We start from the raw sequence: 24,394 nt of genomic DNA on the forward strand, positions 1-24,394 counted from the left end.
CTTATAAATTTATCACCTTAAATCCTAGAAAGATTATAGCGTTATTAACCGATTATAACATTTTTAAAAAGGTCATAATACATAAGATGTACAAAAGAATTCTTTCCATAGAAAACAACAAAAAGAACAAATAACAAAACTCCAATAGTGACAAGGACGACATAACAGTATTATATGGCTTAATAACTATAGAATACCGATATACACTAAGGAGTTATTTTTAATAATAAACAGAAAGTAATGAAAAAGCATAATTTTAGCGCAGGACCCTGCATTTTACCACAAGAAGTAATGATGAAAGCTTCTGAAGCCGTTTTAGATTTTAATGGTTCTGGACTTTCCCTAATAGAAATTTCACACAGAAGCAAGGATTTTGTAGCAGTAATGGAAAACGCAAGATCACTAGCTTTAGATCATCTAGGCCTAAAAGGAAAAGGATACCAGGCGTTATTTCTTCATGGAGGTGCCAGCATGCAATTTTTAATGGTTGCTTATAATCTGTTGGAGAAAAAAGCAGGTTATCTAAATACAGGGACATGGAGCAATAACGCTATTAAAGAAGCGAAGCTTTTTGGCGATGTAGTAGAAGTTGCATCTTCCAAGGATAAGGGATACAATTATATTCCGAAAGATTTTTCGGTACCAAATGACCTCGATTACCTTCACATAACTTCCAATAACACTATTTACGGGACACAGATGAAATCATTCCCTAAGGGAAATGTGCCTCTAATATGCGATATGAGTTCGGATATCTTTTCAAGACAATTAGATTTCTCACAATTTGATTTAATCTATGCAGGTGCACAAAAAAACATGGGCCCCGCCGGTACTACTTTAGTGGTCGTTAAAGAAGATATCTTAGGAAAGGTGACCAGAAAAATACCTTCTATCCTAAATTACCAATTGCAAATAGAAAAAGAAAGCATGTTTAACACACCTGCTGTTTTCCCTATCTACGTCTCTATGCTAACCCTAGAGTGGTTGCAAAACATAGGCGGTATACCGGCTATAGAGAAAATAAATAACAAAAAAGCACAGTTGTTATATTCGGAAATAGACCTAAATCCAATGTTTAAGGGCTACGCAAAAAAAGAAGACCGTTCCATTATGAACGCAACCTTTAATCTTACGGAGAACAAGCTAAAAGAAGAGTTCGAAGGAATGTGTAAGGAAGGGGGCATTAACGGTTTAAACGGTCATAGATCTGTAGGTGGCTATAGAGCTTCTATGTACAACGCCCTATCGTTGGAGAGCGTTGGTGTTTTGGTAGATATCATGAGCGAGTTAGAGCGAAAAGGATAATTTGTTTTTCATCCTATGACAACTGCTTGAACGAGCCATAAAAAGTAAAATATATAATAATAAAAACGCCTTTTTTCAAGTTAAACCGAAAGAACAAAAAGGCCACGACCTATGAAAGTATTAGCAAACGACGGAATATCTAAAAGCGGACAAGAAGCCCTTAATAAAGCAGGCTTTGAAGTCCTGGAAGTAAATGTTGCCCAAGAGCAATTAGCAAAATACATCAACGACCAACAGGTTTCAGTTTTATTGGTACGTAGCGCTACAAAAGTCACAAAAGAGGTATTGGACAACTGTCCGACACTTAAGATTATTGGTCGTGGAGGCGTTGGTATGGATAATATAGAAGTAGAATACGCCAAGTCCAAAGGCCTGCATGTTATCAACACCCCGGCAGCTTCCTCATCTTCCGTAGCAGAATTAGTTTTTGCGCATTTGTTTAGCGGAGTACGCTTTTTACACGATGCCAATAGAAACATGCCTCTAGAAGGAGATAGTAATTTTAAAAAACTGAAACAAGCCTACGCCAAAGGGGCCGAATTAAGAGGAAAAACCTTAGGAATCATCGGTTTTGGAAGAATTGGAAGCGAAACCGCAAAAATAGCCTTAGGAATAGGCATGAAAGTACAATTTGTTGATCCTGTATTACAAGAAACAACCGTAACGGTTCCTTTTTTTGATGGTCAATCTGTTTCTTTTAGCTTAAAAAGCACTTCTTTGGAAATGCTCTTAAAATCATCCGATTTTATAAGCCTCCATGTCCCGGCACAAAACAGTTACCTAATCGGTAAAAAAGAATTTGACTTGATGAAGCCAGGTGTGGGTATTGTAAATGCTGCCCGTGGTGGAGTTTTGGATGAAGTTGCCCTTGTAGATGCCCTTGAAAGCGGAAAAGTTGCCTTTGCCGGTTTGGATGTTTTTGAAACGGAACCCAATCCAGAAATAAGGATTCTAATGCACCCAGATATTTCCCTAACCCCTCATATTGGTGCTTCTACTGCCGAAGCCCAGGATAGAATTGGGCTGGAACTTGCCTCCCAGATCATTACTATTTTTAATTAATGTTCATTGGAAGGCTCTTTTTTGTAACTTGTAAAAAACATTAATTCCACATATTATGTCAGGATTATTAGATTTACTAAGCAGTTCCACTGGCCAGCAACTGGTCAGTGGAGTTGCCTCACAAACAGGACAACCCGAAGGTAAAACCGCCGAAGTTTTAGCCGTGGCCCTACCGTTGATCATGGGTGCCATGAAAAAAAACGCAAGCTCTCCAAGTGGAGCACAAAGTTTAATGAGCGCTTTAAATAAGAACCATGACGGGAGCCAATGGGACAATATAGGCCAAGTGTTCAGCGGCGGAGTCAATGATTCGCTCAAGAAGGATGGGGCCGGAATACTTGGACATGTATTTGGCAACAAACAAAGTACGGTCGAAAATGCCTTAAGCAAACAATCTGGAATGAACACCAGCACCATTGCAGAGATTCTTAAAATTGCAGCTCCATTATTAATGGCTTACTTGGCTAAGAACAAGAATCAGTCCAATGTCAATGACGCCAACGGCCTTACCGGATTACTTGGAAACCTCTTGAGTGGACAATCATCTCAAAACCAAAGCCTGATCAATTCCTTATTGGATGCCGATGGGGATGGAAGTGTTTTGGACGATGTAGCCGGAATGGTGCTAGGGTCTAAGAAAAAGAAAGATGGATTAGGTGGATTAATGGAAGGTCTTTTTGGAAAATAAACGTCTCTTTTAACGATATTTTAGAAATGCCATTTGTTTCCCAATTGGCATTTTTTTTGTATCTTTTGGATATGAAAACTTGGATAAAAGCAAGCGGTATTTTTGTTTTAACGATGATTTTTTCTCTCGCCAGCTGTAATAGTACTAAACAAGCTATTACCGTTACGGACGAAGAGAAAGCTGCCTTTTCCAAAACCCAAGGAGATACCATTGCAATTGCAGACGAGAAAACCTCCTATCAAATAATTATCATAGAACCTGGATTTGATTTTTGGCTGCAAAGCATCGCAAAACCCGAAGGCTATTATTCCCAATCGTTTTTGGAAAACCGAAATCATTTATACGTGATCGAATGGAATTCAAGAGTTTTACAACCTTTTAGATACGACCCTAACCTTTACGAGATGCAAATCGACTATAATCCACAAATAGATTATGGTTATGAAGTAAATTATAAGCTCTATAATTACTTCATTTACTTTCAGAGAAAATATAATCAACGCCTTGGTCCTTTTGTTCCTCGTATATAAAACTTATATTTGCTTCCGATTTTATAAGATTTATGAAGAAATTAAAAGAGCGATGGGGCGTTACCTCTAATTTGCAATTGGCCGTTATCTTTATGGTGTTTTCAATTACCGGTTCTTCAGCTGTGTTTGCAGCGAAACCTTTTCTTGCATGGATTGGATTAGACCGTCATAATTTTTCTCCCGATTTTATTTGGGGAGGACTCCTTTACCTAACCTTTAGGATATTGCTGATTTTTCCAATATACCAGATTCTGTTAGTTATTTACGGATGGTTTTTTGGTCAGTTTAAATTCTTTTGGGCCTTCGAAAAAAAGATGTTAGCAAGATTAGGACTCGGATTTCTTTTAAAATAAACATTCCCTTGTCTATAAAATTATGCATTAGGCCTGTTATTTATTCACGTGAATTTTAAATTAAAAAAATATATTTTTTCAATTGTTGCTATCTTATTGTTGGCCGCTATCAGTGTGCCTACAATACTAAAGATACAGCATGCTTTATATGAACACCAGAATTTTGTTTGTAAGGAAAAAGGAAGTTTACATATTCATGAGATAGAATTTGAATGTGATTTTGATACCTTAACAATTACCCATTACTACATATGGCCTTTTCAGGAAATTACTAATTATTTGGCCGTTGAAAAAACAACCAAAATCATTAACTTCTATCACTTTCTAAGTAAATACCAAAAACTACATTTCTCTAGAAGAGGTCCGCCAAAGTTTTCATAACACACTCATTTAAAATCATTTACATTTATTTTTAAGTTTCAAGTTATGAAAAAATTATTCTTGTCAATGCTTTGCATTTTGACAACCGTGGCAACGCATGCACAAAATTTTTTAGAAGGAACAGCCCTAGACAAGACTACAAATGAACCCCTAGAGCAGGTAGCCATTTATTTCCCCCAATTAGAACAAGGCGGTATTTCCAATGACAATGGACACTACCGAATCAATGATTTACCCGAAGGCACTTACAATATCGTAGCCTCTTATATTGGTTTTCAGACATTTTCCCAAACCATAACCATAAAAAAAGGAAGGAACACCTTAGATTTTAGGCTGTATCCAAGTGCTATTGAGATGGAGGAGGTTATTGTATCTACCCCTTTCCACAAGCTACAGAGTGAAAACGTTATGAAGGTAGAGTTTGCAAAAATCGCAGCGCTAAAATCAAAAGGAGCCCCTACCCTAATCGAAGGTATTGGAACCATTCCTGGCGTAGATATGGTTTCTACGGGTATTGGAATCGGAAAACCTGTAATTAGAGGATTAACATCTAACAGGGTTTTAGTCTACACCCAGGGTATACGATTAGAAAACCAACAGTTTGGTGCAGAACACGGTCTTGGCGTTAATGAAGCCGGAATAGAAAGCGTTGAGGTTATTAAAGGCCCCGCATCCCTACTCTATGGCTCCGATGCCATGGGAGGTGTACTTTATTTAAACCCAGAAAAGTTTGCAATTTTAAATACTACCGAAGGCGATCTAAACCTGGACTACAACACCAATACTCAAGGAATAACGAGCAATGTGGGTGTAAAATCGTCTGGAGATAGATTTAAGTTCTTGGCTCGAGCAGCAACCATCAACCATGTAGACTATAAAGCTGGAGACGGGAATAGAGTTACCAATTCTAGATTTAACGAAAAAGACCTAAAAATGGGTCTGGGCTATCAAGCCACTTCCTTCAAAAGTGAAATTAGATATAACTATAACCAGTCTAACTTAGGAATTCCCGAGACTATTAGCACACAAACCACCTCTAGAACACCAGAACTGCCGTATCAAAAAATCAACAACCATATTTTAAGCTCTAAAACCAAGATTTTCTTTAAAGACTCAAATTTAGACATCACACTAGGATATGTAGGCAATGATCGGAAAGAATTTGAAGACCACCATCATCATGAGGAACATGAGGATGAGCATGACCACCATGAAGAGCACACTACAACTGACGACCATGACGAAGAGGAACATATGGAGGCTGCTTTACATATGAAACTCAACACTTTTACTTACGATATACAATACCACCTACCAAAATGGAATAAGTTTGAAACCATTATTGGCGCTCAAGGAATACATCAATCCAATACCAATTTTGGAGAAGAGATATTAATTCCTGATGCTGTTACCAATGATATTGGTGTTTTAGGTACAACGCATTTTCATCTTAACGAAAACAACGATTTTCAATTAGGCTTTCGCTACGACCATAGAAATATAGCCGGAAAGGCCTATGGAGAATTGGGAGAAGAAGGACATATCCCTGCATTGAACCGTAGCTTCAATAGCTTTAATGGCGCTTTTGGCTATAAAAATAATATTTCGGAACAATTCACCACCCGTTTCAATATCGCTACAGGATTTAGAGCCCCTAATTTAGCGGAACTAACCTCTTACGGTAGCCATGAAGGCGCCAATAGATTTGAAATTGGAAATCCGGATTTAAAAAATGAACAAAATATACAATTCGATTTGGCCTTGGAATTTAAGAATGAACATTTCGAATTTTTTCTAAATGGATTTTACAATACCATCACGAATTATATCTTTATCGCTCCCGATGGCACTTTTATAAACGAAAATGTTGTATACAACTACCTACAAGAAAATGCGACGCTCTACGGAGGGGAAATCGGTTTTCATTTACACCCACATCCCTACGATTGGTTGCATATAGAAAGTAGCTACCAAACGGTATATGGTGAACTAAACAACGGAGAGCACTTACCTTTAATTCCGGCCAATAATTTGACCAACACCTTTAGGGTCGAATTTGTGAACGAGCACCCTTGGTGGTTAAACACCAATGCGTACGTTACGTTAAACACGACCTTTAAACAAGGAAAAGTAAACGTTTACGAAACGGTAAGTCCCGGATATTCCCTTTTAAATGCCGGGTTCGGAAGTGAAGTGAAATTTCTAAAAAAATCTATGAAGATCAATATCAGCGCAAATAATATTTTAGACAAACGCTATATTAGTCATCTTTCGCGCCTAAAACCCGATGGCATCCCAAATATGGGAAGATCGGTTTCTATAGGGGTAAATATTCTTTTATAAAAATTTAAAAAACAAACTACCTATGGCCTATGCTTACTTAAGCCATAGGTAATTTGTTTTAAAAAGGAATTTGGGATTTTTTCATCACCTTCGAATCCCAGTTGCAGCTTTCCACTATCTTCAGGAATGTAATTGGTTTTAAAAATATAGTCCCACAAACTAAGGCTAATACCGTAATTAACCCCATTTTTTCCTTTTGGCAATTTATAGGCATGATGATACAAATGCATTACTGGATTGTTTAGCAAGTACTTTAATGGTCCCCACGTTATTTTAATATTAGCATGGTTTAAATGGCCGATGGTAATCGCAAAAAAGTGAACCATAAAAGCCTGCCCGGGCTCAAAGCCTCCTAAAATCATGACTCCAAACGTTTTTAACGGCTTGTAAAATATATTTTCCATCCAATGATATCGCAAATGTGCGGCAAATCCCATTTCCTTGACACTGTGGTGTATTTGATGAAATTTCCACAAGACAGGATAGGTATGCAAAAGCACATGAGTAAACCATTGCACAAAATCTAAGACCAAAAAAAACACTAACAATTGCCCCCAATTAGGGAGTTCCGAGAGATTTAAAAGAGTTAGACTGCTTTTATCAATCCCAAAATCGTTAAATAGCAGCCCTATAACCTTATAAAACCCACTGATCGCAATTGCGAAAAGGAAAAAATTAAAAAACATATAGAAACCATCTAACCAAAAATCTTTCCGGAAAATAGATTGTTCTTTTCGCCAAGGAAACAAGATTTCCATGCCCCATACTATTAAAGATATTATGATTAGGCCCCAGAAATAATTTGAATACCAAGGAACATCAAAAACAATAGACTTCCCTGTCCAATTTACAGTTCCCATAAAGGCATTCGAAAATGCCTGTAAATACTTTTCCAAAATTTTAATTAATTATTGTTACTCCTTTAACTCGTACCATTCAATATTAGACAAAGATTCTCTCCTGCCTTTACTGATAACAGGATAATTGGTTACCAGATAGTTGACGATTACAGCTTCATTTTCACCTAAATCCCATAAATTTTGGGTTTCCTGCATCCATCGGATGGTTGCAATCCACCTTTCTTCGTTCATCCTGTTTTGCATGACCAATTGCGCCGAATGACAGTTAGTGCAATTGTTTACCACTGCCATATACCCTTCTGCTTCCTTCAATCCTGTTCTTAAATGAATTCCATTCTCTACCTTATCCCAATCGTCCTGCTCCGGGTCTATACTTGTGATTTCCACTTTGGGAGTATCGCTAGCCAGTAATAAAGACTCAGGAGACACCATATAGGTGATCCCAATAAAGGCAAATAAGAAAACTATACCGCATAAAACCAAAAGCTGCTTATAAAGCTCTTTTACGTTGTTTTTAAAACTCCGTTCCTTTTCCATTTAGCTGATTTTTACGGCTATGCGGTGGCAAGCATTGTTTAAATACCCTTTTGGGTTCCATCCAGGCAATAACATAGGCTGACTAACCCCCTTAGCATCGGTTGCCTTCACCCATACTTCGTAATAACCAGGTTTTGGAAAAGAAATACTGGCCTTAAAATGTTGCCATGCCAACCTGTTTACTGGTTTTTCCAAACCACATTCGGACCAAGTGGCACCAAAATCTATAGAATAGGACACCTTGGAAACTTCTAACTCCCCTGCCCAAGCATGACCTCTAATATTTAATTTCTTGTCCAAAGGTAATACCGCACCCGATTTTGGATAGGTAATTAGGGATTTTACCGGCATAGATTCTATGATGCGCATATCTTCATCCTTTACACTTTCTCCTGGTGCTACTGGATTTTTGGGAACTTTATAAGAAGATCCGGTCATTTTTTCACCATCGTGGACAATATTTCTTACACTTATCCCTTGTATCCATTTTCCCGAGGTTGAAGCTGGCCATCCCCCACAAACCAAACGCAAAGGATATCCATGTACCAAAGGGATGTCCTCGCCATTCATTTTAAAAGCCAACAAGGTCTCTTCTTGCATAGCCTTGCCAATTGGCACTCCCCTTGAGATAGGTTTTTTTGAAGGATCCCTGCTCAAATGCTCATCAATGGCATGGTATCCAATATAGACTGCATCAGCCTTAATCCCTACATCTTCAAGAACATCCTTTAGCCGCACTCCTGTCCATGACGGACAAGCAACAGCACCAACATCCCATTGATTTCCTTTGGCAGGAGGATCAAATTCTTTACGGCCATTACCACCGCACTCCAAGGTGAGTTGGTAGGTGTGCTGTTTAAAATTGTTTTTTAACTCTTCAAGTGTATACGTTTTTTTTTGTTTTACGGATTCCCCGTCAATAGTTAACGCCCATTCTTTAATATTTATGTTTTCAGGAACCAACCCATTGTTTCTGACAAACATAAACTTATTGGGGGTGATTTTATCATCTAGTAAATGCGCCAGAGCTTCCATATTCCATGGCTTACTATTTAAAACCAACATTTCCTTGTCCTTATTAAACAAAGCGAACGGATCTGGGTCCTGCATCCCTAAGGGGATATAATTTTCTGGCATTGTTGCACCATAAACAATTTCGGCTCCTAAAATACTGGCCAGAGACCCCAAAACAGAGCTTCTAACAAAATTTCTTCTTTTCATTAATTGATCATAAATTAAACTAACCCCTAAAATCATGAGGGATTATTGCGTCCTTAAGGCGCTATTAACGATAAAACTTATTATAAATCCACCAAACCAAAGTCTTTCCTTATTTGGTGGTCACTGATTTTTTTTCGGAAGGACTAAACACATAGGTATATAACCACATTAAGGTAAACGATGGTATTATATCAAAGCCTGGAACTATTTCCTCTATAAAATTTACAACTCCTGCAACTTTACCAATTTTACCTTTATAAAGACGAGTCATCAGCCAAGCCGAAACAGGAGCCCAAACAATATCCGAAAATTCCCCTATTCCAGGAATAACAAAAGAAAGCATTCCTATTCCATCAAAAAGAAGACCTAAAAATAAGTCTCTAATTTTATCACCCCTTTCCACCGCCATAATTGATAATTTAAAATTCTCGGAATCCCCTATTGTAATAAACAAACATAAGCCCCTGTATAAAATGGTTTTACGCTATTTATTTTTGATTCTACTTTTATATCGTTCTTTAAAATCTCCTGTATCCTTTCTATATTTTTAAAATGTGTTAAACAAGCTTTTTTTTAGGAAAGCTTGGCACTGATTAATTTTAAAAACTCATTCCTTGTCTCTATCTTTTCAAATTGCCCGCGAAAACCAGATGTAGTAGTAACAGAATTTTGCTTCTGCACCCCTCTCATCATCATACACATATGGGAGGCCTCTATCACTACAGCTACTCCTTTAGGTTTCAAAGTATTGTTTAAACACTCTAAGATGTCGTGAGTTAACCTTTCCTGCACCTGTAACCTTCTTGCAAAAACATCGACTACTCGCGGTATCTTACTTAAACCAACAATTTGACCATCAGGAATATAAGCAATATGAGCTTTTCCAAAAAAAGGCAACATATGATGCTCACAGAGCGAATAAAGTTCTATATCCTTTATAATAACCATATCATCATAGGATTCCTTAAACAAGGCTCCTTCCAATATTTCTACCGCATCTTGTTTGTATCCTTGGGTTAAAAACAACATGGCCTTGGCTGCCCTTTCTGGCGTTTTAAGGAGACCCTCCCTCGATACGTCTTCTCCTATTTCATTAATTATGGAGGAGTAACGGTTTTTAACTTCGTCCGTAATTTCTAAATTATACTCTTCCAAACTCTTGTATGGTGCCATAAACTTATGTGTATTTTGTTTTTGTGCCGCTTTTATCGACCACTTTTATTTAAAAAATCTAAATTAATATTTAATTTTAACCCGTTGACAGTTTTTAACCGCCAACTGTGTTAAATACTTGGTAAATTAATAAGAAAACACCCCAATATAGGGTGTTTTATATTCATTTTCTAAATTACGCCCTTATCCATTTTTTTCCCTTAACCTCCTTCTTATTTTGTATTCTTGGTGGTTATGTTTACTTTCAGCCCATAATTATTGATGAATGATCAAGGCAAATAATATTAAGAAATTCTACGGAAACCTTCAAGTTCTAAAAGGTGTCGATGTGCATATTCAAAAAGGAGAGGTTGTCTCTATTGTTGGCCCGTCTGGCGCAGGGAAAACAACCCTATTACAAATACTGGGCACTTTGGATGTGTTGACGAATAAGGATGATGGAGAGTTAAAAATCAACAAAGAGGATGTAACCAGATTATCAGAGAAGGAGCTGGCCAAATTTAGAAATAAAAATATTGGATTTATTTTTCAATTTCATCAATTATTGCCAGAATTTACTGCCTTGGAAAACGTTTGTATCCCTGCTTTCATTAAGGGAACCTCTAAAAATGATGCCGAAGCCAGAGCCACAGAATTATTGGGTTTTTTGGGATTGTCGCACCGAATTAATCACAAACCTACTGAGCTTTCAGGAGGTGAACAACAAAGAGTTGCCGTTGCTCGGGCCTTGGTAAATAACCCGGCCGTTGTTTTTGCTGATGAACCCAGTGGTAATTTAGATTCTGAAAGCGCAGATAAACTACATAAATTATTTTTTGATTTAAGGGATAAATTTGGTCAAACCTTTGTTATCGTTACCCACAATGAGGAATTAGCAAATATGGCCGATAGAAAGCTTACCATGGTAGATGGTGTTATACAATAATGAACGTACTTCATAATGTTTGGAATTTCATATGGTCTCCTTCTTATATCAAACTAGGGCAGCCTACTAGTTCCGCCAAAGCTCATCTGTTCGCTAACTTACTGATACTAGGCGCTATGTTCGGTGTTGCGATTGGTCTTTTCAATCAATCCCTGCTAAAGCTGTTAAATATTGACCTAGGAGTACATGCCAGCGATCTGTTTATGGCTAAAAAATCGGCCCTAGGAATATTTTTTTCCGTTGCTATCCTAGCCCCTGTACTAGAAGAAGCTATATTTAGAGGTCCTCTTATATTATTTAAAGACAAAAAATATTTTAGGCATTTCCTATATCTTTCCGTACTTTTATTTGGAGCTGTACATTTATTCAACTTTCAATTTTCCAAGGAAATTTTTATCCTTGGACCATTGCTTTCGGCACCACAAATAATACTAGGGGTATTCTTAGCGTATATCCGAATAAAATTAGGGTTATTATGGGCCATCCTCCTACATGCCAGCTACAACGCTATCTTTTTGGGACCTATAATCATTTTAAAACTATTTAATATTTCTTTGGAATGACCAAAAAAGAGTTAAAAGAATTTTTAGACGCCAAGGTAATTCAATATAATCTCCCCGAGTTTTTACAATCGGACCCTATTCAAATTCCCCACCTGTTTTCCATTAAGGAGGATATAGAAATAAGCGGATTTTTAACCGCTACCATTGCTTGGGGCAATCGAAAGAGTATTATTACCAATGCTAATAAAATGATGGAGTTGATGGATTCTTCTCCCTATGATTTTATAATGAACCATGAAGCCAGTGATTTGGAAAAACTGCAAGGTTTTGTCCATCGCACCTTTAATGGAGATGACCTGACCTTTTTTGTTCGCAGCTTAAAAAATATATACAAGCATCACCATGGCCTGGAGGATGTTTTTTCCAAAGCAACGGATACCTTGCCATTGCAAGCCGCAATTTCTAGTTTTAAATCCGTATTTTTTGAAATCCCACATCCTGCCAGAACTACCAAACACATCTCGGACCCTTTAAAAGGCTCGGCAGCAAAACGTATCAACATGTTTTTAAGATGGATGGTCAGAGATAATACGACAGGGGTAGATTTTGGTATTTGGAAAAAGCTTTCCCCTGCTCAATTATCATGTCCTTTGGACGTTCACTCGGGCAATGTGGCCCGAAAATTAGGCCTGATCAAAAGAAAACAGAACGATGGCAAGGCCTTGGCCGAATTGGACGCAAATCTTCGGAAATTAGATCCCATGGACCCTGTAAAATACGATTTTGCCTTATTTGGATTGGGAGTGTTTGAGAAATTCTAATAGCGTTTTTCTGTCGTTGAAAAAACAACTAATACAACAGCATAGCTTCTAATAAAAATATCCGGCACTAACATATGGCTACTTAAAACATACATAAAGTTTATATCCTATAATTAATTTCCTATTTTTAAACGGACACTAACATAGATAAATAATGATTAAAAAGAATTCCCTATTACTACTTGCTTTTATAATGATATTCGGAGCTATTGGAGCCCAGGAACGTAAAATCCCAACAGACACTATCGTTGTCACCAAACATAGCGTTACCGCCAATGGAACTTCTTTTTCCTACACCGCCCAAACAGGAATGTTGCCGCTTTGGGACGAATTGGGTGCTCCTATAGCGACCTTAAACTACACCTATTATACCCGAGACAACATAAAGAATCGAGCAGAAAGACCTTTGTTGATTTCCTTTAATGGCGGACCAGGTTCTGCTTCTGTTTGGATGCAGTTAGCTTATACAGGCCCCAGGATTTTAAATATTGACGATGAGGGATACCCGGTTCAGCCGTACGGTATAAAAGAAAACCCTTTTACCATTCTGGACATCGCAGATATTGTGTATGTGAATCCTGTAAACACTGGCTATTCTAGAACCATTCCAGAAAGCGGGAAAGATGTAGATCGCAGTAAATTCTTTGGTATCAATGCCGATATAAAATATTTGGCAGAATGGCTTAATACTTTTGTTACCAGAAACAACCGTTGGCAATCGCCCAAATATATTATTGGTGAAAGTTATGGGGGTACCCGTGTAGCCGGTCTTGCCCTTGCTTTACAAAATCAGCAATGGATGTATTTAAATGGGGTAATTATGGTGTCCCCAGCAGACTATAAGGTACTCCGCACTGGCGGACCAGTATCCGAAGCCCTAAATTTACCTTATTTTACTGCCGCTGCCTGGTATCACAAGGCATTAAACCCTGACCTTCAAGAGAAGGATCTGTCTGAGATTTTGCCAGAATCTGAAGCCTATACCATTAATACCCTAATCCCGGCCCTTGCAAAGGGCGGATTTATTTCGGAAGAAGAAAAAAACGAAGTAGCCACCAAAATGGCTCGTTTTTCCGGATTGAGTACAAAGGAAATTTTGGAACATAATTTATCGGTACCGACAAAATATTTCTGGAAAGCACTTCTTAGAAACAAAGGAGGTTATAACATTGGTCGTTTAGACTCGCGTTACCTGGGGATCGATAGACAGCTCGCAGGGAACTCGCCCGATTATAGTGCCGAGCTTACCTCTTGGCTTCATTCTTTTACTCCTGCCATTAATTATTATTTACAGGAAGAATTGAAGTTTAAAACCGACGTTAAGTACAATATGTTCGGAAATGTTCACCCCTGGAACAATGAAAATGATAATACTTTGGACAATTTGCGCCAAGCGATGGCACAGAACCCTTATTTACACGTCTTATATCAGGCGGGATATTATGACGGGGCTACAACCTATTTCAACAGTAAATACAGTATGTGGCAGGTAGATCCTAGCGGTAGACTTAAAGATCGGTTTAGTTTTAAAGGATACCGAAGCGGACACATGATGTACTTGCGAAAAGAAGACTTAAAACAAGCAAATGACGATATTAGAATCTTTATTCAAAACACATTAACAAACGGAAAACCTGCAAAATACGAATGAATTCAGACACTCATAAACCCCAGACTCCCAAAAGCTTTATGCGGACTATGACCGTATTACATGCAGTATTGACAACGGGAGTTTTTATTATCCTTGTAGCGGTCTACTATAGTAGTGATGCCCTTATTTTTGGGTTTCAAGACACCGAAGATATTTACAGAATTATAATCCCACTAGTAGCTATGATTGGTTATTTTGGTGGTAATTTAATATTTAAAAAACAATTGGATGCCATTGATCCGAAGGCATCTTTAAAGTCAATATTAAGTCGTTATTCTTCGGCCTCCATCATAAAATATGCATTTATTGAGGGTGCCGCTATTTTTAGTCTCATCGCTTTTTCGAGGATACATAACGTTTTTTACCTTGTAATATCCGTATTGCTGCTTTTGTATTTATGGTCTCAAAGACCAACTAAGTTAAAAGTAATGAGCGATTTAAAATTAAAAAAAGATCACGAAGAATTGTTTATGAAAAACGAAGAAACGCTCCCCTAAACACTTGTTTTAAAAACCAGCCAACACATCATAATCCAACACAAGCTAAGATATGAAGTTTAATACGATCAATTTATGCGCCCTCCTTTTTCTTTTATTGAACATACAAACAATTATGGCTCAAGATTGGCCGGCACTGCATCACTTTAAAAAAGACAATAAAAAAATCGGGCTTCCAAAAGAGGGCGAAAACAGGGTGGTTTTTATGGGGAATTCTATTACCATAGGCTGGTTGCAAATGCAGCCCGATTTTTTCCAAGACACTCCCTATATCAATAGAGGCATCAGCGGACAAACCACACCTCAGATGCTGGTGCGGTTTAGGCAAGATGTTATCAACCTACACCCTGCTGTTGTGGTGATTTTGGCCGGTACCAATGATATTGCCGGAAATACCGGTCCGGCTACTGTAGAAATGATACAGGACAATATTGTCTCCATGGCCGAATTGGCCAAGGCTAATGGGATTAAAGTAGTACTTTCGTCCGTACTCCCTGTTTTTGATTACCCTTGGAAACCCGGACTTGAACCGGTAGAAAAAATTGCTAAATTAAATCGGTACCTTAAAAATTACAGCGAAGAAAACAACATGGTATACCTCGATTATTTTTCTGCCCTGGTCGATGATTGCAATGGATTGCCAAAAAAATATTCGGAAGATGGGGTGCATCCTAATATTGAAGGCTATAAAATAATGGCTCCCTTGGCTCAAAAAGCAATTGATAAAGCCTTATCGCAATAAGGAATAAAATCTCCGATATTTAATTCTATTAAAAACCGGACAAATAAAAGCAGAGTTTTCTCTTCCCCAGCCATCCGCACCCCTAGAAGTCCATCCACTCCCTTGACAATAAAAACACTTACATAAAAGTATTTACAAATTAAAACCTCGCCCTTTTATATTCTCTTTGTCCAGAGTGACCTCATTTAATAATCATTGGTTAATTTTGTAAGCATGCAAAATCCGAAAGTTAGCGTCCTAATTCCTTTTAAAAACACTGAAGAGTTCCTTTCAGAATGTATCTCCTCTATTATAGATCAAACCTATCAAAACTGGGAAGTTCTGGCAGTCAATGACGGGTCCGACGACAATAGTTGCCAAATTATGGACCATTATGCCAACCATGATTCAAGAATTACCGTTTTACAAAATGAAGGCCAAGGGATCATTCACGCGCTAAGAACAGCCTATAGCAAGAGTAACGGCTCCCTTATTACCCGCATGGATTCTGATGATATGATGACTCCCAACAAACTGCAGCTCATGACCACTGCCCTATTAAAAAACGGTCTTGGGCATGTGGCCTTAGGAAAAGTTTCTTATTTCTCTAAAGAAGGGGTCTCCAATGGGTATAAAAGTTATGAAAAGTGGTTAAACCGTCTAAGTGAAAAAGGAACGAATTTTTCAGAAATATACAAAGAATGCGTAATACCCTCTCCCTGTTGGATGGTGCACAGAAGCGATTTGGATAAGGCAAAAGCCTTTACTCCCGACCAATACCCCGAAGACTATGACCTTGCTTTTCGCTTTTATGAAAAACAATTTAAGTGTATCCCTTCAGAAAATGTTCTTCATTATTGGCGCGATTACCAAGACAGAACCTCCCGTACTAGTGAACATTATGCCCAAAATTATTTTTTGGACCTAAAAATGCACTATTTCTTAAAACTCGATCATGATAAAAATAGACCATTAGTCCTTTGGGGTGCCGGAAAAAAAGGAAAAAACATTGCTAAGATCTTAGTAGAACAAGGAGTGCCATTTTTCTGGCTGTGCAATAATCAGCAAAAAATAGGGAAAATCATTTATGGCCAACACATGTTATCCTACAAGCATTTACCCCAGCTCAATCGTCCTCAAGTAATCGTTACTGTGGCCAATAAGGAAGCTCAAGAGTTTATTAAGGAGCATCTTCAAGGAATGAATATGCTTTTGGCAGAGGACTATTTTTTATTTTGCTAAGGGTAGACAAACCCTAAGAATCTGGCGTTAAACACGCTAGTCAAAGCTTCTTGTCATTGTTTTTTACCCGAAAATCCATTTCGTTTTTTGATTCCTTTTCCTAAATACTTTTCTTATATTTGTGAAATTAAATATGGGAATGCTATTTAAACATCCGGAACTTCTTTGGGCCTTATTTCTGCTACTGATTCCTATATTTATTCACCTTGTTCAGTTACGTAGATTTAAGAAAACTCCTTTTACCAACGTCAAATTATTACAAGAAATAATTTCGGAGTCCAGACGGAGTAAATCCATAAAAAAATGGCTATTATTAATGACTAGAATGTTATTAATAACCGCCTTGGTCTTTGCGTTTTCCCAACCTTTTTTTGCCGAAAATACGGCATTAAAGAAAAAAGAAAGGGTCTTTTACATAGACAACTCCTTTAGCATGCAGGCAAAGCTGAGCAACGGTACTTTATTGGAAAATGCAGTACAAGAAATCTTAAAACACGTTCCTGAGGATCAGGAATTTTCTCTTTTTACCAATGACGGGGTGTTTAGAAAGGTTTTTATAAAAGACATTAAAAACAACCTGCTATCTCTTTCCCATTCAGCAAACCAATTATCCCTAGAGGAGGTTTATTTAAAGGCAAACACCCTTTTCAAGGACCGTTTAGAGACTGTGAACGATTTGGTTATAATTTCGGATTTTCAAGCAAACATGGTTTCTAAACGCAAAGATTACCCCGGAAATACCCAAACCCATCTGATACAAATTACGCCTGACAACAATATTAATGTCGCCATAGATACTGCTTATATTTCTAATACATCTTCCGAAAATATAACCTTGACAGGGCATTTATCGAGTAATGGTCAAATAAAAAGCACCCCAGTATCCTTGTTTAATGAGAAACAATTAATTGCGAAAACAGCGGCTATTTTTGGTGCTGACAATAAGGCCTCGGTTACTTTTTCTTTGCCCCAAAACGAATCCATAAATGGCCTCATAGAGATCTCGGACCCAGTCCTTCAATATGACAATGAACTTTATTTTAATATTAATAAAAAGGAAAAAATAAAGGTATTGTCCATAGGAGATGACAACAGTAATTATCTTGAACGTATATTCTCTAAAGATGAATTTGATTATATAAACAGTAGTATAAGAACATTAAACTATAGCGTTTTGGGAGCGCAAAACCTTATCATAGTCAATGAGCTCCAAGACATTCCCGGTGCTCTTCAGTCGGCTTTGATTACCTATAAAAATAATGGCGGCAGTCTGGTTTTTGTACCTGCTTTTAAGACCGATTTTAAAGAGTATAACAATTTCTTGAGTCAGGTAATGGGATCATCCTTTACTTCTCTTGTTTCCGAACATCGTATCATAAGCAACATTAATTTTTCCCATCCCCTATACCGCAATGTATTCGATAAGGAAATCAACAATTTCCAATACCCTTCTGTAGAACAATATTACAAGCTTAAATCAATACTGCCGAAGATACTTTCGTATGCCAACCAAGAGCCTTTTTTATGCGGAATAGATGGTAATTATCTATTTACATCGCCCCTTTCCGATGAATATTCTAATATAACTAAATCGCCTTTAATTGTTCCTACCTTCTATCAAATAGGGGTCAACAGCTTAAAATTGCCTTCTATTTATGAAGTTTTGGGGCAAAACACCACCATTGATATTCCCATAGTATTGATCAAGGATAATGTCTTATCGGTAACCAATAACCAATTACAATATATTCCTAGGCAACAAGCCTTTGCTAATAAAACTACTCTCTTTTTTGACAAAGACCTGTCCAAAGCAGGTATTTATAGCATTACAAATGACAAGACGCCTATTCAAAACATCAGTTTTAATCCCTCTAGAAAAGAAAGTCAACTTAATTATATAGACCTCAAAAACCTTACTGCTACTACTAAAAATAACGCCATAGCTAGCTTCTTCGATCAATTAGAAAAAGAGAATAGCATCGCGGAGCTTTGGAAATGGTTTGTTATTTTAGCCTTAGCATTTATCCTTATCGAAGTTCTTATCCAAAAATACCTGAAATGAACATACTTATAAAAAAAGCACAGATAGTAGATCCTTCTAACAAAGAATACCATTTAAAAAAGCACGATATTCTTATTAAGGACGGAATAATTGCAGAAATCGCTACTGATATCCAAACAGGGGAAAATATTGAAATCCTTGAAAAGGACAACCTACATGTTTCCACGGGTTGGTTTGACAGTAGCGTTAGTTTTGGAGAACCTGGATATGAAGAAAGAGAGACCATTAAACACGGTCTATTCGTGGCAGCAAAAAGTGGATTTACAGATATCGTCCTAAACCCTAATACCAACCCTGTTCCAGACAGTAGTTCGGACATTGTATTTTTAAAAAATGCAGCCAAAGAAAGTGCTACAAGCTTATATCCTTTAGGAGCCCTAACTGTAGGAGCGGAAGGAGAAGCTCTTGCAGAGCTCTACGATATGAAGAACGCCGGAGCGGTAGGATTCTACGATTACAAACACCCTTTAAAAAATGCCAATCTTTTAAAGATTGCCTTGCAATACAACCAAAACTTCAATGGCCTTGTACATTCCTTTCCACTAGACAAGCAAATTTCAGGAAAAGGAATTGTCAGCGAAGGAGAGATATCTACCAAACTAGGGCTAAAAGGTATCCCCCACCTGGCCGAAGAGCTGTTTATAGCGAGAGATCTTTATATTTTGGAATATACCGGTGGAAAATTACATATTCCCACCATATCTACTGCCAAGGGAGTAAAACTTATAGCAGAAGCAAAGAAAAAAGGATTGGACGTCAGCTGCAGTGTTGCCATTCACAATTTATATTTTACCGATGCCTCTTTGGAAGGTTTCGATTCTCATTTTAAGTTGATGCCACCTCTGCGCACCAAAGAAGACAGCAAGGCATTAATAGCAGGTTTACAAGACGGTACCATCGACTACGTTACCACAGACCATAGGCCTATGGATATAGAGCTTAAAAGAGTAGAATTCGACAATGCCGAAGACGGTACCATAGGCTTGGAAACCGCCTTTGGCATTTTAAATCAACTATTTGATTTGGAAACCTTAATTTCCTTGTTGACCAAAGGACGGGAACGCTATGGTATTCCTACCCCAAAACTACAAGTGGGTGAAAGCGCAACATTAACCCTTTTTAATCCTGAACCAGAATTTACTTTAGACACTGAACACATCCTTTCAGCCTCTAAAAACAGCTGTTTTATAGGGAGTACCCTAAAAGGAAAAGTATATGGCAGCATTGCCAAAAAACAATTAATTTCTTAAAATTAACATTTAATATTTAAAAAATGAATCAGACAACTATCAACGAAGGCAAAACTATGGCCGTCATTAGTTACATAACCGTAATTGGACTCCTCATTGCCTATATCGCCAATAATAGCAAACAAAATCAATACACAAAGTTCCATATCGGACAATCGATACGAGTATGGATCCTTTCTATCGTTATCTCTATAAGTTTGGGATTATTGAGTTCGTTATTAGGTATTCATTTCCTTGAAGCTCTTCGCTGGCTTCCGTTTATTTTCGCTATTATGGGCGCCGTAAATGCTTATAACGGAAAAGTGACAAAATTGCCTTTTATTGGAACTATTGGCGAATAAAAATTACACGTTCAACAATTAAAAGAGGTCTAAAAAGGCCTCTTTTATTGTGCGTGCTTTAAACTTGAACTAACTTAGATTTCATGAACACTATTAAAGAAGGAAAAACTACTGCAATTGTCGCTTACTTAACTATGGTAGGCGCCCTAATTGCCATTTCTATGAATTCAGATGCTAAGAACGATTTTGCACGCTTTCATACCAGACAAGCATTTGGATTACACCTTGTCTTTCTCGGTTTTGCCATATTTTTAAGTAATTGGTACAACGAATATGCATGGTATGGCCTATATGTATTTTATATCGTCCTATGGTTTTACGGATTTCTGGGAGCCCTAAACGAGAAAAAAATAAGCGTTCCCTTAGTCGGCAATTATTTTCAAAAATGGTTTACTTTTATTCAATAAGATGACAACAGCACCTCTTTCCCTAGAACACATTATAAGACCTTCTTCTATTACTACCTCTAAGCCACCGGTTCTCTTTATGTTTCACGGGTACGGCAGTAATGAAGAAGATTTATTTTCCTTTGCCGAGGAATTGCCAAAAGAGCTTTGTATTATTTCTGTCCGCGCCCCCTACCCTATGCAACCCTATGGCAATGCATGGTATGCCATTAATTTTGAAGCCGAAAAAGGCAAATGGAACGATGAGGAACAGGCAGCCCTATCAAGGGATAAAATAAAAGACTTTATCGATGAAGCGTGTAGCACTTATGGCCTAGACCAGACCAACGTAAGTTTGTTAGGATTTAGCCAAGGCACCATCCTTAGTTATGCCGTAGCCTTGTCTTACCCGGAGAAAATTAAAAATGTAATTGCCTTAAGCGGTTACATCAACGAAAATATTATCCTCGATAATTATAAAGAGAATGACTATAGCCACCTAAGCATTTATGCCTCCCATGGTAATGTAGACCAAGTTATCCCGGTCTCATGGGCGCAAAAGGCCCCAGAATTCTTGAAAAGTTTAGATATAGACCACCTTTATCAAGAATTCCCGGTCGGCCATGGAGTAGCGCCTCAAAACTTTTACGCCTTTAAAGAGTGGCTAAGCCATAAAATTTAATGACTTCTAGTATATAAAAGATGATCTGTTAAGGAAAAATCAATTCCCAGATCATCTTTTAATTCATATTTAATCAATAACTCTCCCCAATATTTTCCATCAGAGAAATCGGCTAAGATCCATTTGTGGTTCAGCACCTTTATTTTATTGATCTTAAAATCATTTTCCATTCCTTCATAAGGAATCAGGGGGTTGTCGCCTTTATTCTCATTGGTTTCCAATAATTTATCGGAAATATAAAGACTGACATCTTTTATATCAAGATGGTCGTAATAAGCAAGGGCGTCATCATTGTTCTCCAAAGAAAAGTACTGCATCCCTAGAACCTTTAATTGTAATTTTTGAACCGAATCTTCTAATTGCTCTATTCGTGCTTGCTTTGTTTCTATAGCCTTATTTTTTGCCTGTACCATATTACTGGTACTTACAAATTGGTAAAGGGTTATCATTGACACAAAAATAAATAGGTAGAAATAAATCTTTTTCTTCATTCAATACTTTTCTTAAATGTATAAACTTAAATTATCGTAGGCCAAATGTACATTTTTTGGCAATTGTTTTTCCAATTCATCATGAAAACCTAAGTGATGACTTATATGGGTCAAATAGGCTTTATCGGGTTTCACCTCTTTGATAAAAGCCAAAGCTTCCTCTAAATTAAAATGAGAATGATGCGGATCTAACCGCAAAGCATTAATAACCAATACTTTTACCCCTTTTATTTTTTCTATTTCTTCTGAAGCAATTCGTTTGACATCCGTTAAATAGGCGAAATCCTGAATTCGATACCCAAAGACTTGAATCCTGTTATGTTCTGCATCAATGGGGATAGCTTTCGTATTCCCTATTTTAAAGGGAACGTTATTCTCTACTATATTAATTTCCACCGCTGGGGCCCCGGGATATCTATTGACATCCGAAAATATATAATCGAATCTTGTCTTTATGGAATTAATGACCCTCTCATGGGCAAAAACCGGAATATCTCCCTGTCTAAAGAAAAAAGGCCTAATATCGTCTATCCCAGCAGTATGGTCCGAATGCTCATGGGTGAATAATATGCCATCTATTTTTGTGACCTGATTGGCAAGCATCTGTTGCCTAAAATCGGGTCCGCAATCTATGATGTAATTATAGTCGTCCCACTCGACCATTACCGACACTCTAAGCCGTTTATCCTTCGGGTTTTTACTTAAGCAAACGGGATGTTTACTACCTATAACTGGGATTCCTTGTGATGTTCCGGTACCTAAAAATGTTATTTTCACTGCGATATATCTATTTAATCCAAATTTATAACTTATTTACTTAAATTGATAGCGCAATCTTTTTAACTTTGCCACAAGCAAAAACCACTACATGTCTATTTTTAAAAAAGAAATTGCTTTTACCAACGTACCATCAACAAAAGCAAAAACCTTACGGATAAATTTAAATCCGGATATCTATGGAACCTTTTCCGAAATAGGAGCCGGACAAGAAACTTCTGGTCATTTTTTTAAATCGGGAGGCGCTTCGGGAACTATTGCCAAAGCAATGAGTGCCTATGATAAAGATTTTAGTGATGCTATATACGGCATTGAAGAAGATGGCAGATATGTCACTCAATCGAGGTTAAAAAAAATGTTGAGTCACGAAATGGCTCATATGGACGAAAGAATAAGTCGAGAAAAACATCCCGACAGATTATTTTTCTCCTATGCCAATACCGTGGCCACGATTGATTTTTCAAAACGCTATAAAGGCCATGGATGGGTTGGAATTCGTTACCAACTAGATCCTAACCAAACCGAACTTAACGAAATTATCCTACACCTGCGTTTTAAACAAAACGAGGCGCGATTGCAACAAGAAACACTGGGTATATTAGGGGTAAACTTAATCTATGGCGCTTTTTACAAACACGACAAGCCCAGAAAATTATTAAAATACCTATACGACCATATCGACAAGGATACCATAGAAATTGATATGATCAATTTTTCCGGCCCTAATTTCAGCGAAGTAGACAACAGATTAATGAGTCTACAGCTGGTTAAAAATGACATGACCGATGCGGTGATGTTTGGCCCTGATGGTAACAACCTGTTGCCGGCCGCTATCTTGTACAAAAAAAACCTCTTGGCTTTACGCGGAAGTTTTAGACCGGTGACCAAGGTAAATATGGATATGTTTCAAAAGTCATACGAAATATTTATCCGCGAAAACAGTGTCGAAGAAGAAAATACCGTCGTTATTTTTGAAATTACCCTCTCTAACCTAAGGGCTTCCGGAGAAATTGATGAACGCGATTTTATGGACCGGGCAGAACTGTTGTGTTCCTTGGGCCATACGGTAATGATCTCTAAATTCCAGGAGTACTTTAAATTGGTAGAATACTTTAGCAACTATACCAAAGCTAGGATAGGGCTGACCATGGGAGTAAACAACCTGGTCGATATCTTTGATGAAAAATACTATAGACACCTAAGTGGAGGTATTCTTGAAGCCTTCGGAAAACTGTTCTTTAAAGACCTTAAGGTGTACCTATACCCTATGAGAAATGACGAAACCGGACAAATAATGACCAGCAATACCGTAAAGGTTCATCCTAGAATGAAAGAATTGTACAAATTCTTCAAATACAACGGTAAGGTTATGGACATCATTGATTACGACCCTGAAATACTACATGTTTTCTCTAGGGATGTTCTTAAACAAATATCTAATGGTGAAGAAGGCTGGGAAACTGTACTACCGGAAGGAATTGCAGAAATCATAAAAAAGAAACATCTTTTTGGATATAATCCCACAAATGAAATAGCAAAAATCGAATAAAATAAAAAGCCCCATTAAATTGGGGCTTTTTTTATAGGTTCGT

26 protein-coding genes are annotated in these 24,394 nt (G+C 37.5%); 19 read left to right on the plus strand and 7 right to left on the minus strand.

Features of this window, described 5'->3' with window-relative positions; genetic code table 11:
• Positions 1–240 precede the first annotated feature (240 nt).
• The 6 genes from serC (at position 241) to BUA16_RS04535 (ending at position 6,662) form a co-directional block, all read left to right on the plus strand.
• On the plus strand, positions 241–1,305 hold the full coding sequence (gene serC, locus BUA16_RS04505) for a 3-phosphoserine/phosphohydroxythreonine transaminase (RefSeq protein ID WP_072763457.1): 1,065 nt from the start codon (positions 241–243) through the stop codon (positions 1,303–1,305).
• Positions 1,306–1,416: 111 nt separating this feature from the next.
• Positions 1,417–2,367 (plus strand): D-2-hydroxyacid dehydrogenase, encoded by a 951-nt coding sequence (locus BUA16_RS04510; protein ID WP_072763458.1) that lies wholly within the window; start codon positions 1,417–1,419, stop codon positions 2,365–2,367.
• Between the two features lie 55 nt (positions 2,368–2,422).
• Positions 2,423–3,055, plus strand: coding sequence for a DUF937 domain-containing protein (locus tag BUA16_RS04515; protein WP_072763459.1), 633 nt, complete (start codon positions 2,423–2,425; stop codon positions 3,053–3,055).
• Positions 3,056–3,126: 71 nt separating this feature from the next.
• The gene (locus BUA16_RS04520) at positions 3,127–3,585 is read left to right on the plus strand and encodes a DUF6146 family protein (protein WP_072763586.1); all 459 of its coding nucleotides are present in this window, start codon (positions 3,127–3,129) and stop codon (positions 3,583–3,585) included.
• A gap of 32 nt (positions 3,586–3,617) precedes the next feature.
• Positions 3,618–3,938, plus strand: a complete 321-nt coding sequence (locus BUA16_RS04525) for a DUF6787 family protein (RefSeq protein WP_072763460.1) — start codon at positions 3,618–3,620, stop codon at positions 3,936–3,938.
• A 426-nt stretch (positions 3,939–4,364) separates the two neighbouring features.
• Positions 4,365–6,662 carry a TonB-dependent receptor gene (locus BUA16_RS04535; RefSeq protein WP_072763462.1) on the plus strand — a complete coding sequence of 766 codons (2,298 nt, stop codon included), beginning with the start codon at positions 4,365–4,367 and terminating at the stop codon, positions 6,660–6,662.
• A 20-nt stretch (positions 6,663–6,682) separates the two neighbouring features.
• Here the strand turns inward: BUA16_RS04535 and BUA16_RS04540 are convergent, their stop codons facing one another.
• The 5 genes from BUA16_RS04540 to folE all read right to left on the minus strand — a co-directional run bounded on the left by BUA16_RS04540 (position 6,683) and on the right by folE (position 10,453).
• Positions 6,683–7,558, minus strand: coding sequence for a sterol desaturase family protein (locus BUA16_RS04540; protein WP_072763463.1), 876 nt, complete (start codon positions 7,556–7,558; stop codon positions 6,683–6,685).
• A gap of 18 nt (positions 7,559–7,576) precedes the next feature.
• Complete coding sequence (locus BUA16_RS04545) at positions 7,577–8,059, minus strand: monoheme cytochrome C (protein ID WP_072763464.1); 483 nt, start codon at positions 8,057–8,059, stop codon at positions 7,577–7,579.
• Positions 8,060–9,280, minus strand: coding sequence for a sulfite oxidase (locus BUA16_RS04550; RefSeq protein WP_072763587.1), 1,221 nt, complete (start codon positions 9,278–9,280; stop codon positions 8,060–8,062).
• Positions 9,281–9,389: 109 nt separating this feature from the next.
• Positions 9,390–9,689 carry a hypothetical protein gene (locus tag BUA16_RS04555; RefSeq protein WP_072763588.1) on the minus strand — a complete coding sequence of 100 codons (300 nt, stop codon included), beginning with the start codon at positions 9,687–9,689 and terminating at the stop codon, positions 9,390–9,392.
• 164 nt (positions 9,690–9,853) lie between these two features.
• Positions 9,854–10,453, minus strand: coding sequence for a GTP cyclohydrolase I FolE (gene folE / locus BUA16_RS04560; protein ID WP_072763465.1), 600 nt, complete (start codon positions 10,451–10,453; stop codon positions 9,854–9,856).
• A 265-nt stretch (positions 10,454–10,718) separates the two neighbouring features.
• Here folE and BUA16_RS04565 point away from each other — a divergent pair, with 265 nt between their 5' ends.
• The 12 genes from BUA16_RS04565 to BUA16_RS04620 all read left to right on the plus strand — a co-directional run bounded on the left by BUA16_RS04565 (position 10,719) and on the right by BUA16_RS04620 (position 21,534).
• Entirely contained in the window at positions 10,719–11,378 is a 660-nt protein-coding gene (locus BUA16_RS04565; RefSeq protein ID WP_072763466.1) for an ABC transporter ATP-binding protein, read from the plus strand.
• The gene (locus BUA16_RS04570) at positions 11,378–11,941 is read left to right on the plus strand and encodes a CPBP family intramembrane glutamic endopeptidase (RefSeq protein WP_072763467.1); all 564 of its coding nucleotides are present in this window, start codon (positions 11,378–11,380) and stop codon (positions 11,939–11,941) included. Before BUA16_RS04565 ends, BUA16_RS04570 begins: the two co-directional genes overlap by 1 nt.
• Complete coding sequence (locus tag BUA16_RS04575; RefSeq protein WP_072763468.1) at positions 11,938–12,702, plus strand: TIGR02757 family protein; 765 nt, start codon at positions 11,938–11,940, stop codon at positions 12,700–12,702. The genes BUA16_RS04570 and BUA16_RS04575 overlap by 4 nt, the downstream gene beginning before the upstream one ends.
• A 154-nt stretch (positions 12,703–12,856) precedes the next feature.
• On the plus strand, positions 12,857–14,353 hold the full coding sequence (locus BUA16_RS04580; RefSeq protein ID WP_072763469.1) for a S10 family peptidase: 1,497 nt from the start codon (positions 12,857–12,859) through the stop codon (positions 14,351–14,353).
• On the plus strand, positions 14,350–14,850 hold the full coding sequence (locus BUA16_RS04585; protein ID WP_072763470.1) for a hypothetical protein: 501 nt from the start codon (positions 14,350–14,352) through the stop codon (positions 14,848–14,850). Before BUA16_RS04580 ends, BUA16_RS04585 begins: the two co-directional genes overlap by 4 nt.
• Before the next feature lie 52 nt (positions 14,851–14,902).
• On the plus strand, positions 14,903–15,592 hold the full coding sequence (locus tag BUA16_RS04590) for an SGNH/GDSL hydrolase family protein (protein WP_072763471.1): 690 nt from the start codon (positions 14,903–14,905) through the stop codon (positions 15,590–15,592).
• Between the two features lie 213 nt (positions 15,593–15,805).
• The gene (locus BUA16_RS04595; protein ID WP_072763472.1) at positions 15,806–16,813 is read left to right on the plus strand and encodes a glycosyltransferase family 2 protein; all 1,008 of its coding nucleotides are present in this window, start codon (positions 15,806–15,808) and stop codon (positions 16,811–16,813) included.
• Positions 16,814–16,952: 139 nt separating this feature from the next.
• A complete protein-coding gene (locus tag BUA16_RS04600) occupies positions 16,953–18,875 on the plus strand; it encodes a BatA domain-containing protein (RefSeq protein ID WP_072763589.1) in 1,923 nt (640 codons plus the stop codon).
• A complete protein-coding gene (locus BUA16_RS04605) occupies positions 18,872–20,125 on the plus strand; it encodes a dihydroorotase (protein WP_072763473.1) in 1,254 nt (417 codons plus the stop codon). Before BUA16_RS04600 ends, BUA16_RS04605 begins: the two co-directional genes overlap by 4 nt.
• A 23-nt stretch (positions 20,126–20,148) precedes the next feature.
• Positions 20,149–20,466, plus strand: coding sequence for a magnetosome magnetite crystal formation protein family (locus BUA16_RS04610; protein WP_072763474.1), 318 nt, complete (start codon positions 20,149–20,151; stop codon positions 20,464–20,466).
• Positions 20,467–20,549: 83 nt separating this feature from the next.
• On the plus strand, positions 20,550–20,873 hold the full coding sequence (locus BUA16_RS04615; RefSeq protein WP_072763475.1) for a hypothetical protein: 324 nt from the start codon (positions 20,550–20,552) through the stop codon (positions 20,871–20,873).
• A gap of 1 nt (position 20,874) precedes the next feature.
• Positions 20,875–21,534 (plus strand): alpha/beta hydrolase, encoded by a 660-nt coding sequence (locus BUA16_RS04620; RefSeq protein ID WP_072763476.1) that lies wholly within the window; start codon positions 20,875–20,877, stop codon positions 21,532–21,534.
• On the opposite strand, the gene BUA16_RS04625 is transcribed toward BUA16_RS04620, so the two are convergent.
• Both BUA16_RS04625 and BUA16_RS04630 read right to left on the minus strand, forming a co-directional pair.
• Positions 21,531–22,025 (minus strand): hydrolase, encoded by a 495-nt coding sequence (locus BUA16_RS04625; RefSeq protein ID WP_072763477.1) that lies wholly within the window; start codon positions 22,023–22,025, stop codon positions 21,531–21,533. The two genes, BUA16_RS04620 and BUA16_RS04625, sit on opposite strands and share 4 nt — an antisense overlap.
• A 12-nt stretch (positions 22,026–22,037) precedes the next feature.
• Positions 22,038–22,802, minus strand: coding sequence for an MBL fold metallo-hydrolase (locus BUA16_RS04630; protein ID WP_072763478.1), 765 nt, complete (start codon positions 22,800–22,802; stop codon positions 22,038–22,040).
• A 91-nt stretch (positions 22,803–22,893) separates the two neighbouring features.
• Here BUA16_RS04630 and BUA16_RS04635 point away from each other — a divergent pair, with 91 nt between their 5' ends.
• Entirely contained in the window at positions 22,894–24,351 is a 1,458-nt protein-coding gene (locus tag BUA16_RS04635; protein ID WP_072763479.1) for a nicotinate-nucleotide adenylyltransferase, read from the plus strand.
• Positions 24,352–24,394 lie beyond the last annotated feature (43 nt).

The sequence above is a fragment of the Arenibacter nanhaiticus genome, from assembly GCF_900141935.1.
In the GTDB taxonomy this organism is placed as follows: domain Bacteria; phylum Bacteroidota; class Bacteroidia; order Flavobacteriales; family Flavobacteriaceae; genus Arenibacter; species Arenibacter nanhaiticus.